This is a genomic window from Facklamia miroungae (assembly GCF_012396555.1).
GTDB classification, from domain to species: domain Bacteria; phylum Bacillota; class Bacilli; order Lactobacillales; family Aerococcaceae; genus Facklamia; species Facklamia miroungae.
This window is the reverse complement of record NZ_JAAXPS010000017.1, coordinates 1-18,016: the sequence shown is the minus strand read 5'-3', so window position 1 is coordinate 18,016 and position 18,016 is coordinate 1. Positions and strand designations below refer to the sequence as shown.

Sequence of the window (18,016 nt, the reverse complement as noted above, 5' to 3'; positions counted from 1 at the left end):
AGTTCAATGATGATGGTTCTTATACTTTGACCATTGCATCAAGAGATAAGATCGTTGATCAAAATATATCGGAAAAAGAGGCTATCATCGATGTATTTGTTGTATATGCCGATGGGACATATTATAAGAAGTAGAATGATCGTTGAGAGTGACCCGATGGCAATAAGTTTTCTATTTAAAGTGTTTAATGATCGAAAATGTTAGAATACTGGATATTAAAAAATTGTAGAAAAAATCCGCAAATTATTTTCGAATCTTTCCTTTTGATGAATGTAAGCAAGTTTCGTTCACTTATGAACTCGATAAATAAAAACTTAGGGAATCTTAAACTTGCTTCAAATTTAAGAAAAGTAAAGAAGAGAAAGAATAATAGAAGCGGTAAGCACTTACTTTGAAGTAGGTGCTTTTTTTATAGATAGTGCAATAAATAGTTTGGCTAGTGAAGTGATAAAGAGAAATTATTGAGATAGATTCATATTTAGCCAAAAATCTTTGAAAGTGTTCAAGATGGTATTATTAGCGATTCAATTAAAGTGTTGAAGACATTGAGTGAGTATGGCTGTTCAAATATAAAAGTGATAATTTCAAGTGTTTTTTTTATTCAAGTTGGTATTAATCTATTCATGAAAAGAAAAAGAACAACATAGTCCAAAAAATATCTTTGCATATTCTTATGACTTATATTTTAAAGGACAATTTAAAGACATCTAACTATAGCCGACTGAATTGATTTTGGTAATTTAGAGTTATTAGATGATAAAATGAAAGAGATTATATTGAATGTATCAAGGAAGAGGTAAATAATAAAGATTTAAAATTTAAAGATGAAATAATATATTTTATTCAAAAACTAGACAGGCAAGTTAGTTTGCTATCAAAAAAATACAAAGACGACTATTAAGCTCATAAAACGAATTAAAACCTCTAACTTCAGGAGCTATACAAGATCTAAGTTCTAAGGATGTTTAATTTTTATACAATCAATTAAGCTAATTTTTATAATTTCACATAATTATATGGTATTTGAACTAGTACACGAACGGTTAAGCATACAATCTTTAGAGTAGCTTTTAAGGAAAGTATAATCTCTGGTTAGTAGTAATTAATTCCATAACACCTATGAAGATTAGAGATTCGGCAATAGCAATTCCTATCTCAAAGAAATTCGGATTGACACCTATCGCTTCTGTAACAACGACAGAAAAAAATGATTGGATCAAAATGCCTATGAAATTTAAACAAATAATAGTTATTGGTAAGAAACTATCTAAAAATTTAGTAAGAAGTTTATGTTTTAAACCTATATTAATATAGAAAGCAAGACCACAACATATCTAGCGTTGCGAATCTCACTGTATTTATGTATGAAGACTGCATATCAAAAATTGTGACCATATTAAAAATTTCTGATATTCATATTCAAAAAAAAGCCTTGACCACAAGATATAATGACTGTCGTAATTCCTAAAATATTCCCCTTTTCTACTTGAGAACAATTGCTGTTGCAATGATTGTAATGATGACATAATTCCTACTTTATATTTTTATTTAATCTCAAAGATGCCTCAAAATCTTTCTTTAAAAACCTCTTCTAAAGTAACGGATTTGAGGGAATCTCATTTAATTAGAATAAATTGATCTAACTAAACTGAAAAGAATCCAAAATATATAAATTTAAATTATGTCACTTATGTTAGGTATTATTTAAACTAAAAATTTAAAAGCTCAGTCATCCTCTTGACAGGATTTAGTATGTTGGTTGTATTGAAGTCGAATTAAAGCAGAGCACTTTTATGAATATGTCAATAAGTCTTTGACTCTGATGTTATAATCGTAACTTCTTATGAGATGGAAAAAGTCAATGAAGAAGTTTATATAAAAATTTCTATTTTTCCAGTAACAAAATTCAGCCAAAAAATTAATTTTTCTTAATATAGAGGTAGAATAATTAAATTAAAAATTAGTATGATTCCGTTTATATTTATTTTAAATAAATATAAATTATCAAAAGAAAAATTTGAAAGAATTTTAAAATATTCATATAAGGAATATTTAATTTAGGTTGGATGTTTAAATGGTTAAATCTTACAAAACAATTTCAGAATAAAGACTGGGGTGATAATAAAATAAAATTTGACGTCGAAAAATGTAAGCGCTAAACTACAATTATAGTATAGGGGGTGATCCTAAAATTATCAATTTTTATTAAAGCTCATGTCAATTAAAGCGGAGATATTATTGGTTAAGAGGAGTAAGAAATTCAACAATTATAAAAATATAAAATAAAACAAGATTTTCGATTATTGTTAAGGTTTTGTTTTTATTTTAAGGTTATCCTCAACTTCAACTCTTATAACTTAACGAGGATTTTTACATCGTGTGAATTAATGAACTGAAGATGAATCCTTTGTGAAAAAAATAATTGCTGTTGGTGAAACTTCGATAACAGATAATGAAGAAAGTTTAATAGAGAATAATATTACTGTTCGATTTGAGTTTTCTGTCATTAAAATGCAATAATCCTTTAACTGTTCCTAAAAACTATCAATAAATTGAATCGTCTACACTAAGTTGAACATATTCTACAAGAATATACAGTCTTAAACTAATAAAGCATATGATTTTATTAAGATAACGGGGTAAGAATGTTTAACTTGGAATCTAAATTTCAAAGGATTTAGCTTTATAATAATTGTTAGCTCATAATGGAAATTATATGTAACCACAACCTAACACATGAAGTGTTATGATATTGAATTAAATTGCATCATATTTCTGATCCATTCAACCATCAAGATAACTTATCTAGTCAAAAATTTTATAAAATTTTAAAAATCAGGCCAGAAATTAGAGAATGAGGGAAAATAATTTAAAGTAAGCAGCTAAATAGCCAAGTAGCTCATTTTAAGATACGAAAAAAAGATGTTATTCAATAGAATGCACTCAAATATTAAGTAACAAAATGAAAAGCTAAAATTATTTAGAATAATTAAATTAATTTAATGAATAGTTATAGCGATATGACCCTAAAAAATGTTTCGGATAAAAGCTGTTTTAAAAGCTTTTATTTTTAATTTAAAACACCTACTCACCAGAAAATTAGGAACTAAATAGAATTGGACTAAGACTTCAAGACGTAGAATGGATATTGCTAAAATACAAAATCTATTATCACTAGATATAATAGCCATATGAATTGTTAGTAATTAAGAACTAATGAATAAAAACAAGTTAATTAAATCTTTTTATAGGAAGCTACCTATGGAATTTTAGCAAGTGATTTAATATAAGTGAAAACTATAAAAAATGAGCTTACATCCATTTTTTACTTTTAATCTAAGAAATTGTTGAATTTAATCCACGAAAAAATAAAGAGGGTCAAATTGTATCAAAATCAATATGCAGTACTAATTATTATATTTTATTAAATTGTTCCAAAATGTAAGAGGAATGATTCCGAAAATAAACTGATAGATTAAGTCTAAGAAACATTTAATTATAAGCACTAATCATATTTAAATCGGGCGACCACATTATAATGCTACTTCGAAAGTGAAAATGAAAGAATTAAAGGCTGAATTAGTTAGACTATGAAATATTTAAAAATTAGATTAATTAGAAACGAATCTATTCGATTACGTAAATAAAAACAATAAATTTAAACCAACGAGATAATTGTAAAATTTAAATGCCAACGATGTTTAAAACATTTATCATAATATAGTATATTAAAAAGCATTCACATAGTAGAATGTGAAAGAATTATGTATATAAAAGTTTTCAAAATAATTCGACTTGCACTTAATGAGGAAGTATTAGAAGATATTGTTAAACAGTGATAGCCAGCTTTCCTTGAGAAATCTACTATATAGTAATTAACGATGGGCCCTAAAAAAAAGAAGTGAGTATTCCTGAGTTGATGTTATAAAGTTGACAAATTATCTTTGGTTGAATGAATGACAGGAACGAAAATTTCTTAGTTTAAGAAGAACTAAATGAAACTATTTTGACATTTTTTTAAAATATTCTAATAGAAAAATCCAATGTTTTAAAACTAAAGATTTAAGATATTCATAATTTCTTGTAGAAGAAGTTAAGTTTATTTTTTTATCTTATTCTTTAGTAATGATGTCAATAGTAATTCATTCCTCTTATGAGAACAAGTTTGGACTATTCTTCCTTTATCAAATTTGGAACAAATTCGAATCTTCAAGAGTGCACCGTCGACTAATTTTGTGAAGGGTTTGAAGGAGTTTTTAACATGTTATAGTTAGTCATTCTCCGCCAAGATTTCGTAGCACGAATCTCTGAAATGAAAAAATCAAAAAGTCAGACAATAAGAGAACTTGGTTCGTATTTATCCAATTGAAACCTCAACTAATCAATGCCGTGTTCACCTATCAACACGACAAATAATTTCCCTATCCATTTCTAAATAAAGCTCTGGACGATTGACACCATTCTAGTAACCAATTAACAATAGATTTTGAACTTGATTATAAAATGATACGCATTTAATCTTAGGAGTTATCATATTAAAAGAAAATTATAAAAGATTAAATTTTTTTCATTATTCTTCGTTTTATAGGTAATAAGACAATAAGGAGGAGAATATGGAAAAAGAATTAATTGTTTCAGAAGTAAATAGAGTTAATTTATACGAATTTTTGTCATATATTAAAACAAGGATTTGGGGAAAAAAGATAGACTTTATGCGCAATCAAATCAATTTATACTCAAAAGAAGTTTTTTTTGAACCTTGTCATGATTATCTACTATCAGAAAGCATTAGCAAAAATTTCAAACTCACATATACTACTTGTATTGATTGGGAATTATTTATCGATAATCCAGAATTATTAAGCAGTTTGTTAGATCTTCCTATAAGAAACCAAAAAATTTTATGGATGATATATATATTAAAAGAACCACAAAAAGAAATTGCTAAGAATTTAAATGTTTCTCCAGGTACCATTTCATTGATTCATAAAAATTCAAAAAAGATTCTTTTTAGGAAAATGGTGAAGTCCCATGAATAGTGATAGTGATTTAATAGAAGCAATAAACAATAATGACTATGAATCAGTTTTCAAAAAACTTAAGCCGCTGTATTATAAAAATTTACAGGGTGTTCCTTCGAATTTACATGAAGACCTGCTTCAGGAATTTTACATTTTAACCATTAAAATTATTGATAAACATACTATAATCGAAAAAGATTTTTCAGTTAAAAAAAATAAAAATATTTTTTAGCTGTATATTTTAGTCTTAATTCGGAATCATTTTACCTAAATCCTTAATTTGAATAAATTAATCATAATGATTTGAATATGATATATTAAGAGATTCTGATTGTGCAAGAAAGAATCTAATTATTCAGAATCAAACTCTTAATATTTTTAAATCGGTCGGATGATTTGATATAAGTTATTAAATTTTTTTTAGGGAATAAACACTATACTTCTAAATTAAATCAAAAAATAGGATTTAACTGTTTATATGAGATTTAATTGCAACCGTCTATACTATCTATTTTATTTTCTTTTTATTTTTTTAAAAAAATCTTTATGATTTTTGTATGATTTCAGTGAGTCACTACTAATATAGTGACTCTAAATTGACTAAGTTCTTTACATAAACTTAATCATAATGGATGTGGTTGAAAATATTATTTGCTTTATAGAAAATTTTATTTTAAAAAGATAGATAATGACTTCAGAAACTATATAGCACAACAATTATGAAGTTATAATGTCATATTAGGCAGAGTTAATTTGAGCAAGGAAAAATGCGAACATTTAAAATTGACGATAACTTTAAATAGAGAGCTATATACTAATATGTTCACGAATTTTATTATATGAAAATTTGTAAATAAAATTATGGGTTTATTAATTTTTTGTGGAACAGATAGAGATAAAAAGCTTCTAAAAATATAAATAGACAAATATTCTGCTAAGAAAATTAGAGATGTTAAAAATGTTTGAGTGCTTGATAAGGTTTATAGTTTTAATTTAATTAAATAGAACAGTATTATATTAATATTTAAGGGAATGAGATTGTGAATGCTATCATTTAAATAAATCTGTCGAAATACATAAATTAACGAATATATTTTTTCCTTTAATTGGTTAGCTTACTCATCATTATTGATTCATTAACTTTATTCTTAGAATTATACTAGTGAATCGTCTACACATAATTGGACAACTTCACTAAGGGAATGTATTCTTAAATAAAAAGTGGATGATTTTATTATAGCAAGAACAAGAAGAACATTTGCCCCCGGTTTTAAAACTTCAAATGGTGCGATTATTTGAAGATTAAAATTCTGAACCCGATACTGTTAAGGAGTATAATTTAACACCTTCGACGTTAGATAAATTGATTAAGAATTATCAAATTTTTTGTTCATTCAATACACTTGATAATAAAGCAGATGATGAAAAAAAGGTAAAAAATACTCAAAGAAAATTAGCAATTGATATTGTGAATTGATATTTTAAAGGAAGCCGCTCCGATCATGGAACGAAAACAGAAGTAATTCAGAAGAATGAACATTACTATTCTGTATCAGTAATGTGCAAAGTGCTAAAATACTCAAAACCACTTATTATGATTTAGTAAAAGATATAAGACCAATCTAAAAAAATGATGCGGAATTAGAAAATATCACTATAAATAGGTTTAATACGATTAGAAAAAATTTTTCAAAAGACGCAAAAAATGAACTGCATAAGATGAGTATTACTGTAGCAATAGAAAAATTGATCACGTTATGAACAATAATTGTGTATATTTTAAACTAAAGCAAAATATAAAAAATCATCAAACAGAAACTAATGAACAAAAAAGTAAAAATCATTTAAATCGATCATTCAATTTAAATCAACCTATGGAGGTTTTAGTCAGTAAGTTGGCCTATGTAAAGGCTGCAGATATGCGGAAGTGCATATGTTTGTTTATTAATCTTTTCAATTGAGACACCGTTAGCTATAGTGCAGGTAATAATAAGGACACAAGTTTAGTAACCAAAGTAATGAGAAAGATTAATCATAATTTTAAGCAAATTGAATTCTTTCATATAGACAGAAGTAAAGAATTCGATAACCAATTGATAGATGAAGTATTAAAAATCTTTGAAATTAAATGATCTCTAAGCACAAAAGGTTGTCCTTATGACAACGCGATTGTACAAGCAACAATGAAAGCCATAAAAACAGATTTTATAAAATAAATGAAATCGGAAAGCTTAAATCAATTACAATCAAAATTATTTGACTATGTAAATTGCTACAACAATTTTAGATTACATCTTCATTACAGTCTTTAACGCCAGTGTTATTAAAGAGTCCCTCGTGAAAAGTGCCTAAAAATTTTTAACATATCTTTGTTAGTATTGCTATTAGTTTTACGATATATTTTTTAGGAAAGCTTTGGTATTTGTATAATATATGATTTAATAATGTGAAAAATCACATATATCATATTTGTTATTAGAGGCAAGTAAACTTATCTTGATTAGGACTTATTTATTTAGAAATTACAATATAGGATACTTTATAAAATTGATTACGATATATTAAATTACTCAAGATTGAGTTTGAGTTAACTTTTATTTCTAAAAACATTCACTAAGGTTTGTTATGAGCTATTAATATAAAACTAAAAAAACGGATAAAAATATAAGTTTATTTAAGAGAAGACTTTAAAGCATCTGAAATTGCTAAAAAGTAGGCATCACTAATTCACACCTCGTAGTGGAACAAATTGTTGATTTTTACTTTTTCAGATGAGAAAGAGAACAATGATGTAAAATAGAAGGATAGTCTTATAGACGTAAGACGAAGGAATAATTGATTCAGGTTAAATTAAAAAAATTGATATCCCGAAGAAAAACTAGAGATACTATCTAAGTTGAATGTTCTTTAAATTATTTATAACTGAAATTTATTGAATCTCTTAAACGATTGAGACAAAAAGGAATAAGAAGATTTTCACAAGGAATTCGCAAAAAATTAATGAAGGTATTTTCAATCACTAACTTCCAAAATAAGTAACGAAAAGAACTTCGTTATTAATTAGAAATTAAATACGGTTATATTCTAATATAGATAAAGTATGGTTTTGTGGCGAATTTTGCTGAAATCGAATAGGATTCTATTTGTTAATCAAAATGCCTGATCGAACCAAAGACTCAATTCTTGATTCAATTCAAATTTTTTAATCCTTTTCATCAGAATTATTTTTACCCAACAGCTTCAAGAGATGGAAGAAGTTTACTTTTTATCCTGTGATTGAAGGGCAAGCTTTAATATTCACTTTACATTATCATATTTAACTTGGCAGAGAATAACATTCTAAAATGCTAATGGACTTCTAAAAATCGGATTAAACTATTTTATAAATTAATCAAATGTCGTGTAATTTTTTTAATTATAACACTTATGAAGAGGTCTTTTAGGCGAACTGAGTCAGCATTATTTTCATCGAACTATCTTTGCAATATAAAAAATTATTTATTAAATTATTCTATATATCTTGCGTATTATTAATAGTCAAATAAATATCTATTTTAAGGCTGAAAAAAATTTTTCAGAAGTGGGAGATTATAAATTTTTAAAAACAATAGAACTATCTAATAAATATAGATCTGAAAGAAACAGTTGCTGTATTTTTAGGGTAAATACATTTTGAACCTAAATACTAAAAAAATAGTGTACATTTTTGTTCAGTATCTTTAATAATCAAGTATATAAATTGAACATAGGCAAACGATGTAAATTTCGAAAGTGTTTATATATTTAAGAGTTTATAGTATTGTGTTTCAAACTCGAATGATTACAATGGTAATTTTTTTTATTATACTACAGATAAAATGACATATAAGAATATGATAAATAATCATCAAAACTTTAAGAAAAATTAAAAGTCTATATCAAATCTTATGTAGGCCTTCAGTTTGTGAAATAAGCTCTCCAATTTACAACTTGAAGCTAATATAAATAATTTAAGGGATAATCGATAAAATTGATCAAGATACAAATTCCTATTATATTGCGCAATCTCAAGATTCCTTTTTGGGCGTATCACAAAATTTTTTTATTAATATTGATGAATTGTTAAGAGTTAAAATCTTATAACGAATCACATGCTTTATCCTGGTAATCATTTAATAGGTAAGAAAAGAACTACTAATATCAAATTTAGAGAAAATGGGAATGTCTCAGGAACTATAAAAAATATGCTGTTGAAAGAGATGATAGTTTATAGGATATAGCTAATAAATTCGATGTATCAGTTGACGAATTGTGATATCTTAATATTCTAATATCAGTCTTTATGATCTATCCCAATGATAGTTTACTCTCTGGAAATAAAGGAGGAGCTAATTTTATACCAATTCCTTCATCTTTTGAAGTTTTCTAAATAATCTGGTGCAGTAGTTTGAAGATCGAATTGGGAAAGTGATATATAAACTAGTATCAAGTTCTTATGATTGTTCATCTGCTTTTTACAAAGTTTTAATAGCTTGGGAATTAATGCTTGAGGGAAGTCAAATAGGAAATACTGAAACTTTCTACGAGTAAGAAAGAACACTTTTAATTATACTTACTCGTTCTAAAAGCATTACAAAGATGTTGTTTAAGGGATTTAAAAGTAATTTTTAATATGTTGGTGAGAACATCGACATATTTATTTCAAATGACAAAGAGATTCATTGTAGTAGTGGAGTTAATGGAATCTCTATTACTTCTGTAGAAGGATATTATGGTAATAGTCCTTTTAAACTGTTTGCAATTTTAAAACGCTGGAAATACTATCCGGGATTCTCCCATTTATAATTAAAGCCTAGTAAAATCTTACCTTGAGAGTGCTCAATTTACTGTAAATCAAGAAATGAATGAATTTAATAAATATCAGAAAAGCTCATTAGTAACTGCAATTTTATCAGTAAGTGAATTAATATATTACTATTCCGTATATATTGCGAATAGACACGTTTGGACTATCTATATGTCATATTCAGTCACGCTAAGATATGTTTCAACTTGAATATATTACAAAGATGCAGTAGTTCCTGCAATATAGATAATTGAAAAAACATTAAAAACAATAATTTTCATTGTAGATACATATTAGTGTTCTGTTGGACTGATTCTTAAAAGCGTGTCTCTTTTAAAGCAATCCTTAGATTAGAGCATCTTAATTATAATTAGATTTTTTTAGAAAGGATATTCTAAATGTATAATAAGCTTGAATTCGATAAATTAATTAATATATACGAGACAATAAATCAAAATCCTTATATAGTAGTTTTTGTTTGGCTAGTAGTCCTTGATTTTATTACAGGGTATGCAAAAAGTTTTATAATTAATGTTGCAAATTCTACAAAGGGATTAAGGGGATTAGTTAAACATCTTTTAGTAGTCATATTAGTGATTTCGGTTTGTCCGTTACTTACATTGTTAGGGTTTGAGTCAATATCTTTAAGCTTCATTGTGTTTTATATTGGGACCTATGGGATTTCAATTGTAGAAAATATTGGACAATCAGATATTCCATTACCAACTTTTGGTATACTTTACTTTGAAAAGCTTAATACGGAAAAAATAAATATTGACTCAAATAAGGTGATCATGATTAATGACCATTCAGATAGAAATAAGAAAAATAAATTTTAAGTTATTCACTTAATGTAACGGAAAATTATCAATTTTTGAAATTAAATATTTGCTTAGAGTGGGTGATTGATATAGAGGGGATATATTTTTCTTAAATAAAATGCTTTTTAGTAGTTTCATAATTATAAAGCTATAACGAAGATGGCTAATCGTGAAAAGATTAAGGCTGTTGACATTTTCCTCTCGAGATGAGACACGTTTCTTAGAGAATGTGAACTTTTTCTTGGATTGGTATACTTTAGTTTTAAATGATTTTGGAATTTGGTTTATTAAATTAGCCTTTTGAATTGTTTTAATAAAAGAAAAATGAGTGAACCGATCCTGATTTTTATTTAATCCTCGTTATTCGGAAGTATAATTTGAGCAAAATAAAATTCATATGAATTTTATTTACTACCTTTGGAATAGCAAGTTCTAAACTAATATAAGAAGTGAAATTTAAAAAACAATTTTAGCAACTAAATATTTTTAACTGACAGCTGTTCTAATATACTGATGTATTTCCTTTGAAATTTCAAGGAATTTAAAATTATTATGGTTTTTCCATAAGGTAATGGAGCGAAAAATTTTCTAACTTTTTGTCAATCAGTGTATATATTTTCTGAATATCAAAACTTTTGTGTACATCACCTCTTCAGCTCTTTATTCAAAGAAGTTTGGAAATTTCTTTATTTTATTCTATTTTATTTTGTTTAGTAGTGGCTCGTTTATTTTGGATAATAGGTGTAATTTTTTTATTTTAAAACAGAGGTTTATGTCACTCTCCATAAATATGAAAAAAATAATTTTTAGTCTACCTGATTACAGTATCTTTTGATAATTAATTCTTAAAAATATAAAATTCTATAAATTATTATAGTTATCTTTGAGAGTTATATAGAGTTTATAACAAATATTATTACGAATGAATTTGGACACCTTTCAGGTCATAGTATATATTTATCGGAACAGATGTTCCGATTTTTCTTTTGTTTATATTTTTCTTTATTCTTTCTATAGATCTCTTTGAGTTTGATTTAAATGTTTAGAATGGAATGAACTGATCAATAATTACGTTTGAGAATTTCATTTTGAGATTGAGAGATATGTTTCATTGAGACTGCTTGATAGATAGAGTTTGTATCATGTTGATTAATACTTGTACTACTTTAATATTAAATGAATAATTAGATTCCAAATTTTAGACTTAATAATCGTTTTATAACCTATCTACTTTAATTAGTATTCCATTTATTAAAATAGGCTAAAAAATGTCATCTTTAATTATACTAAAACAATTTCGATAATTCTTTATAATTTAATGATATCTGTAGACAATTCTTCAGTGCTTACGTAGATGATATAGTATAACCATCCTGACTAATCTGAAACCCATCTATTAAGCAAAACATTTCTTCTAACACATACTATTTTAATTTTCATTTAAAATAAAATGAAAGGGTGTCCATAAATCTCGAAATATATAGATATAGTGTCCTATTTATTGATTGATTTGCAGTTTAAAATTCTTTTTCCTGAATGAATAGGATAGATTTATAGAGATGACACAGAAGAGTGATGAGCATGGTATCTAGGAGTTTTTCAATGCTTAATCCTTAACATTTTTTCAGAATAAGGAGAGAATAAAAAAGTTTATATTATAGTACTTAGTAATTGATGAATACTCTGTTTTTTATAAGAATATTATTAGAAGTCAATGTATTCGCTATTATTTCATAATTATAGTTTTATACTCTTTGTTAAGTGCAATATTCGTAATGAGTGTTTAATGGTTTTGTATTTTTAAATAACTGAAACATCTTCACTATAATATATTATATGAACATGCTTTTTTATGTTTATATACGGGTATTGATTATTAGTGCTATTTCCTTGTGCTTTATTCAGTTGAAATATATTGAGTTTAGTATAAAAGCTTCTCGATTGGTCTAACTTAATTTCATAATTGGATAAACTATCAATGTTTGAGGGCAATATTTATGCATAAAATCTGATTCGAAATCAAAATCTATAGTCTACTAATAATTTGAAATTTTCGTGAGTAATATCTTTTTCGGATTTAGTGGTCTTTATTTTTAACAATGAATTTAAATTTCAAAGAACCGTAAGGAAGGAATAGATTGGTTAAGTAAATTATTTGAGGAGTGTATTAAATCAATCAAACTTAATTTGTTTGACATTTTTTTGATTATAATTAAATTTTTTGATAATAGTTCCGTTATATAAGTGTAAGCAATTTAAAGTAGCTACTTCAATGCTTATATAAATTATAGAAAAGGAGAAAATTAATGACAACTAAAGAAAATGTTTTATCTCAAGCAAGAAAATTGTTAGGTATCAAACAATATAGTGAAAGCCATAAAAAATTAGTGAATGATTATAATTCAGTAATGCCCCTACCGAGAGGATACGCTGTGAACTATAATGATGATTGGTGTGATGTTTTTGTTTCAACTATTTTCATCCGAGCAAATGCTAGTCATTTGATTGGTAGAGAATGTGGAGTAGAGCGTCATATTAATATCTTTAAAGAATTGGGTATTTGGTATGAAGATGGTAATATTGTGCCACAATCTGGTGACATTATCACATTTCGTTGGGGTGTCAATGCTCAACCTAATGATGGTTTTGCTGAGCATATTGGAATTGTTGAAAAGGTAGTAGGAAGAGAGATTACGACTATTGAGGGTAACTCAAATAATATGGTTAGTCGTCGGACATATAATGTAGGTGAAGGTAATATTCGAGGTTATGCACGACCAAAATATCTAAATAGTCCTACTGATCAACCAAAAATTTGGAAAACAGACTTGACTTACGCTGGACATGTTTTTTCATCTGAGTATATTAATGTAGTTATTGAAATCGGTAAAAAATATAAAGTTCTTCCTTCATTTATGATTGTCCAATTGTACATTGAATCTAACTGGGGAACAAGTGATGTTGCAATTGCTAATAATAATCTTGCCGGAATGACATGGACAGGAAATCCTTATAGGCCAAGTGGAGTTATAGTACAAAAGGGTTCTCCAAGACCTGCTTCAGAAGGTGAGTACTATATGAAATATAGTACGATTGAAGATTTCTTTAAAGACTGGTCATATTTATATATACCTGGTGGACCATACAATGTAAGTGGGCAAAATTTTGAAAATGCTGTTAAAGGATTATTTACAATTGGGGGAGCTAAGTCTAATTATGCTACAGCCGGTTATAATGAATATATCCGTTTAATGCGAAGTGTTAAGTCTGCTATTTTAAAGGAAAACGGACAAAATACATTAAATCAGATTGATCAAATTGCACTTAATAATAGTGATTCGACTTCTGGCGACACAAATGATGGTTCTGTTCAATATTATACTGTTCAAGCTGGAGATTCATTATGGGCAATTGCACAGCGCTTTAATCTAACAGTAGATCAATTATGTTCATTAAATAATATCACATCTAATACTGTCATTCACCCTGGTGATAAACTAATTGTTAGTAAGGAAAAAACGACAGATCCGCAGCCTGATCCTATTGAAAATGAACCTCAGTATTATACTGTACAGTCCGGAGATTCATTATGGGCAATTGCACAGCGTTTTAATCTAACAGTAGATCAATTATGTGCATTAAATAACATCACATCTAATGCTATTATCCACCCTGGTGATCGACTTATTGTTAGAAGCGGTAGTGGATACAATCCTCAACCAAATCCTTCTGAAAACTTAATAAAAAGTTATTCAGAATCAGCAACATTTACAGCTAATACTACTATCTCAATCCGAAATGGTTATTCTACTAAATCACCAGCTGTTGCATCATTAGCACCGGGAGACTCGGTCCATTATGATTCAGTTTATATAACCTCTTCATATGTATGGATAAGTTACATTTCGTATTCGGGTGTTCGACGTTACGTAGCAGTTAGAACATATAATAATGGAAATGTAGGACCAATTTGGGGGACAATTAGCTAACAGTAAAATTTTATATTGAAAAAGTCAGCAGAAAATCATTTTAAAAAATGCTGTTAAAATAAAAATTCATATAAAAATTTTATAAGTAATATAAATAATATTTATATGTACAAAATACTCTCCCTTATTTTCGAATATGGGAGAGTGTTTAAAATTATTACAAATGTTCATTACAACTAGTGTACAATTTGATTGTCGGTTAATCAGTATTTTCAAAAATATTGAATCTGATTTTGATTTCAGCGTAAAAAACTCTTTATCTTTATTAGTACTTTTGATTTTATCGATATCACTTAAATTTATAGTTGATATTTTCAAGTATAATCGCAGGTACTTTGCATTACATTGTTTTCACTAATTAGATTTCGGTTGCCTCAGTAAATTGTAATGCTACTAAATTCTTAATTTTGACTTCTAATTAATCAGCAATATCTTTGTTAGCTTAAGTTAAATATATCATTTCATAATAAAAAAGAGGATCTTTATTAATCTTTTAATAATAAAAAGAGCTTTCTTTAAAATGTTCAAATACATTTTAAAATAACATTTTAAATTAGCTGATTATATCATGTTATAAAATGAAAAAGTCAAATGTAATTTAACAATTTTAAATGGATAGTATACAAGTAATAACGTATTTTTGTTTAATTCCTTTAAAAATTGAAAAGTATCACTCATAATTAATAATTGAGGAATGTAGTTCATGATAGGTAATATTTCGTATAATTAATTCCTATTAAAATTGCTATTATTTAATAACAGCTGTTTTAGGTTTAATGAAATTGAATTTGGTAAGTGTCATTCACTCAAATTACTATAACCGTTAAAGAAAAAATTAAAAATAAAAAAATATCAATTTATAGAGAGGAAATGAAAATGTATGATCAATTTGAATTTGAAGAACTAATTAATTTATACAAAACAATAAATCAGAATCCATACATAATAATTTTTGTATGGTTAGTAGTCTTTGACTTCATTACTGGCTATGCAAAAGGTTTTTTAAGTGGTATCGCAAACTCCACAAAAGGCTTACAAGGCCTGGTTAAGCATCTACTAGTTGTTATGTTAGTGATTTCCGTTTGCCCGTTACTTGAGGTGTTAGGATTTGAGTCAATATCTACAAGTTTTATTGTATTCTATATAGTGACATATGGGATTTCAGTTGTAGAAAACATTGGACAATCAGGTATTCCATTACCAATCTTTGTAACTAAGTACTTTGACAAACTAAATAGAGAAGGAACTAAAAATGATTTAAATAAAGTGACAATGACAATTGATAATTCATATAGAAATAAAGATAGATGAAGTTTAAATTTGTAATTAAAAAAATGCAGATTCAATTCTATGCAATTCAAGAGAATGATATGTTTTTTATGTAACTTTTAATGTTGCATCTTTATGATTGGTCATAAAGTTTACTGATTCACTATCAATGATTACAAAATGAAGATATCTTTTACATCTCTCCGAATAATCATCAACTATTTATAAGTATAATTAGTAAAGGTTTATACTGAAGTTAATATAGTAAATTTTAAAAAAGTTATCAGTGAGTATTTTGATAATTTTAAACTAAAGAAAAGGATGGTAAATACTGGTTGTAGTTAAGAATAAAGAAGTTACTTTTGTTAAGTTTATCTCGACTTTTTTTACATATGTAGTCCGTTATTTTAGTTCTAAATATTTCTTTATTTATTTCAGTTGAATAGACGACTTATTTTTATAAAATAATAATCTCTTCAAATTCAAGTAAAATGTATTTGAAGAGACTGTTTTGTGATTTTAGTTACTATTTGCTTTCAGTCCAAAGGTAAAAGTTTTTACAAGTTAGTATAAGACATCGACACATATTTATCCATTTCTCCAATTCAATAAAGTAGTTCTATTTTGAAAAGAGTAAAAGACATAAGCAACTAAATACGTAAAAAAATAAATATTCAGATGGATGGACTTATTGGAGTATATAAATACGATTACTTTACATTAAATATAGAAAATAATTATAAAACAGTTCATTTTTGTAATTATTATCTTAATCGAAACTGATTGGTGAGAAGAATTCTAAATTAAATTGTATAAAACTATACAGTGTTAATGAATAAGATACGGTTTTATCTTTTTATTTAATAGAATCCCATAATTTTTTATAATTATTTTAACATAAGCGTAATTAAAATGAATATATATACATAACCAGGTGTTTTTAAAACTACATATTTTTCAAGCCGAAATTAAATGCCACTTTAGCTCTTGTTATATCTACAATATAGGTGTCCTTTTTGAAAAATATTTTTTAAAATAACACAACATTCATGATTTCTTATACATTGTTTAATTTCTTGTGCAGTCATCGTTTTGATATCGGATGCATTCGTACTGATTAATCTCTTTTTCATAATAGGTCCTTTCTAAAATTGACGTTGAATAAATTTTAAAATACTCGCTATTATTTTGCAAACGACTACATACTAATTGCACTAAAAATTATAATCCAATATGAGCAAGCTATAAGTTTTATACCTCCACAGCTTGGAAAATGAAAATATGGAAGGTTTAGACCCTATATTAATTGATCATGAGTTTATTAAACTATTTTAAGGAACAGATAAATTTCTTAAAGTAGGTAAAACGATCAGGAATAGGACGATCTTTTTGGGAATAATTTAATTATGAATTTATTTTGAATCTTATGAGATAAAATTAAAAAAAACTTTATTTCAATTGTAATGATTCAAATTTTTGCTATAATAAATTTATGTTTCTATTAGTTTGCTAATAAAAATATAGATACGTTTCAATTGAATTAAACTTTTCGAAATGTTAACTTATAGGAGGATATTTGAATGAAAAAAGTAATGAGTAGTTTGCTTGTTGGGGCGATGGCTTTATCTGTGTATGCTTCAAAAACTTCAGTAGAAAATGTTGCAGCGAATGAGAATACAACAACGACAAGTGAAGTTCTGAATGAAGAGGAGACTCTTAACCCATTCATTGGGGTTTGGACTAATGAAGAGGGGAATAAGATCGCACTGACAGCACAAAAAATGCTCGTTGATGGAAAGGTCCATAAAGTTGAGACCCTGGAAATGGATGACAGTGAAGCTATGAAAGTGGCTTCTATTGAGTTTGAAGACTCTGAAGAGTTGGAAAGTCAAGAGATGACCTATTCTTCAACAGCTGACCAATTAAGTTACATGGAAAGTGATTATGAGCGAGAAGTTAATGCAAATATCGTCAATTATGTGAAGGACCAATTGAGCACTTTAGAGCCAGTTAATTTGGAACAATTGTTGGAAGTAGATGAGAATTACTTAATGGCAGCTTATTATCAAGCTCAAGTAGACTTTGATGAGG

Annotated in this window: 8 protein-coding genes; all 8 read left to right on the top strand. The window is 26.7% G+C overall.

What is annotated here, in order from left to right; genetic code table 11:
- Window positions 1-4,613 precede the first annotated feature (4,613 nt).
- Entirely contained in the window at window positions 4,614-5,039 is a 426-nt protein-coding gene (locus HF969_RS09565; protein ID WP_090290517.1) for a sigma factor-like helix-turn-helix DNA-binding protein, read from the top strand.
- Window positions 5,032-5,253 (top strand): hypothetical protein, encoded by a 222-nt coding sequence (locus HF969_RS09560; RefSeq protein ID WP_090290518.1) that lies wholly within the window; start codon window positions 5,032-5,034, stop codon window positions 5,251-5,253. The genes HF969_RS09565 and HF969_RS09560 overlap by 8 nt, the downstream gene beginning before the upstream one ends.
- Window positions 5,254-7,237: 1,984 nt before the next feature.
- Window positions 7,238-7,333 carry an IS3 family transposase gene (locus tag HF969_RS10235; RefSeq protein WP_090290519.1) on the top strand — a complete coding sequence of 32 codons (96 nt, stop codon included), beginning with the start codon at window positions 7,238-7,240 and terminating at the stop codon, window positions 7,331-7,333.
- Window positions 7,334-9,458: 2,125 nt separating this feature from the next.
- Entirely contained in the window at window positions 9,459-9,590 is a 132-nt protein-coding gene (locus HF969_RS10230) for a peptidoglycan amidohydrolase family protein (RefSeq protein ID WP_090290520.1), read from the top strand.
- A gap of 654 nt (window positions 9,591-10,244) precedes the next feature.
- Entirely contained in the window at window positions 10,245-10,685 is a 441-nt protein-coding gene (locus HF969_RS09545; RefSeq protein WP_090290521.1) for a phage holin family protein, read from the top strand.
- Between the two features lie 2,288 nt (window positions 10,686-12,973).
- Window positions 12,974-14,656, top strand: coding sequence for a LysM peptidoglycan-binding domain-containing protein (locus HF969_RS10000; RefSeq protein ID WP_168427216.1), 1,683 nt, complete (start codon window positions 12,974-12,976; stop codon window positions 14,654-14,656).
- Window positions 14,657-15,532: 876 nt separating this feature from the next.
- On the top strand, window positions 15,533-15,967 hold the full coding sequence (locus tag HF969_RS09535; protein WP_168427215.1) for a phage holin family protein: 435 nt from the start codon (window positions 15,533-15,535) through the stop codon (window positions 15,965-15,967).
- A 1,538-nt stretch (window positions 15,968-17,505) separates the two neighbouring features.
- Window positions 17,506-18,016: hypothetical protein (locus HF969_RS09530; RefSeq protein ID WP_168427214.1), on the top strand; the 511-nt coding region annotated here is incomplete at its 3' end.

What these genes read in the sequence shown, in the direction of transcription:
- HF969_RS09565 (WP_090290517.1), top strand. Translation starts at nt 4,614, where the DNA reads ATGGAAAAAGAATTAATTGTTTCAGAAGTAAATAGAGTTAATTTATAC.
- HF969_RS09560 (WP_090290518.1), top strand. Translation starts at nt 5,032, where the DNA reads ATGAATAGTGATAGTGATTTAATAGAAGCAATAAACAATAATGACTAT.
- HF969_RS10235 (WP_090290519.1), top strand. Translation starts at nt 7,238, where the DNA reads ATGAAATCGGAAAGCTTAAATCAATTACAATCAAAATTATTTGACTAT.
- HF969_RS09545 (WP_090290521.1), top strand. Translation starts at nt 10,245, where the DNA reads ATGTATAATAAGCTTGAATTCGATAAATTAATTAATATATACGAGACA.
- HF969_RS10000 (WP_168427216.1), top strand. Translation starts at nt 12,974, where the DNA reads ATGACAACTAAAGAAAATGTTTTATCTCAAGCAAGAAAATTGTTAGGT.
- HF969_RS09535 (WP_168427215.1), top strand. Translation starts at nt 15,533, where the DNA reads ATGTATGATCAATTTGAATTTGAAGAACTAATTAATTTATACAAAACA.